The sequence below is a fragment of the Corynebacterium sp. ACRQK genome (assembly GCF_022345965.1).
GTDB lineage: Bacteria > Actinomycetota > Actinomycetes > Mycobacteriales > Mycobacteriaceae > Corynebacterium.
In genome coordinates, this window is record NZ_JAKRMU010000017.1 from 1 (window position 1) to 1,673 (window position 1,673).

A 1,673-nucleotide genomic window follows, 5' to 3' on the forward strand; every position below is an offset into this window, starting at 1 on the left:
TGTTCCGGTTCCGGAGGATGCGACCCCTGGTGACAAGATCACCGTTCCGGTTGTTGTGACTTACCCGGATGGTTCCACCGACACTGTCGATGTGACTGTCACGGTTGATGAGCCGGATGCTAACCCGGAGGTTCCGGGTTCTGATGTGAGCGTTGATGCTGTTCCGGATACGAAGGTTCAGCGTGGCGAGAAGGTGTCTATTCCGGTCAAGTCCACCGAAGGTTCCGAGGTTACGGTTACTGGCTTGCCTGAGTACTTGACGTACAACCCGGAGACTAAGGCGATCGAGGGCGTGGTGCCTGCTGATGCAGAGCTGACGTCCTACGACGTTGAGGTCAAGGCAACCTTGGACGGCAAGGAAGCTACGGATGAGTTCAAGCTCACTGTCACCGAGCGCATGATCGAGGATCCGGACACCGATGGTGACGGTATCCCGGATTCTGAGGATCCGGACATCGATGGCGATGGTGTCAATAACTCTGACGAGAAGGCTGCCGGTACCGATCCGAAGAACCCGGATAGCGACGGTGACGGCGTCAACGATGGTGACGAGGACACCGACGGCGACGGCAAGCCGAACAAGGACGAGTCCAACCCGAACGAGGACAAGACCACCGATAAGGATGGCGATGGCATCCCGGACATCATCGACAAGGATGATGAGGATGGTCCGAAGGGTGACAAGGATGGCGACGGCATCATCAACGCCGAGGATCCTGACGCTGATGGCGACGGTGTATCCAACGATGATGAAAAGGAAGCCGGTCTGGATCCGCTGAACCCGGACACCGATGGTGATGGCACCAACGATGGTGACGAGGACACTGACGGTGACGGTAAGAAGAACAAGGATGAGTCTGAGGTTCCTGACGCGCCAGTGTCCGACTCCGATGGCGATGGCCTGGGTGATACCGGTGTTACCGATAAGGATCCGGAAGATGGTGAGGCTGACATCACCGATGGCCCGCTGACCAACGACACCGACGAGGATGGCATCCCGGATGCGGTTGATCCGGATATCGATGGTGATGGTGTCAATAACACCGACGAGAAGGTTGCCGGGACCGATCCTTACGACAAGGACTCCGATGATGACGGTGTCGAGGATGGCGACGAGGACGCCGACGAGGACGGCAAGTCGAACAAGGACGAGTCTGATCCGAATGTTGACGAATCCAAGGATTCCGACGGAGACGGCATCCCGGACATCATCGACAAGGATGACGAGGACGGCCCGAAGGGTGACAAGGACGACGACGGCATCATCAACTCTGAGGACCCGGACGCTGATAACGACGGTGTTTCCAACGATGATGAGAAGGAAGCTTGCCTGGATCCGCTGAACCCGGATACCGATGGCAACGGCACCAATGATGGTGACGAGGACACTGACGGTGACGGTAAGCCGAACAAGGAAGAGTCCGAGGTTCCTGAGGGCAAGGTTGAGGACAAGGACGGCGACGGCCTTGGCGATACCGGCATCACCGACAAGAATGACAATGGTGTTGCTGACCTGACCGAGAAGGATGACGAGGGTGACCAGCCGGGTGAGGATGACCAGAAGGATACTGATGGTGATGGTCTGACCGACAAGGAAGAGGAGGATCTCGGTACTGATCCGACCAAGCCGGATACCGATGATGACGGTATCAACGACGGTGACGAGGTCGACG

Annotated in this window: 1 protein-coding gene; it reads left to right on the forward strand. The window is 57.4% G+C overall.

The window, feature by feature from the left end; translation table 11 throughout:
* A partial coding sequence (locus tag MHX63_RS10365) for a Rib/alpha-like domain-containing protein (protein ID WP_239388728.1) occupies positions 1-1,673 on the forward strand: 1,673 nt, incomplete at both ends.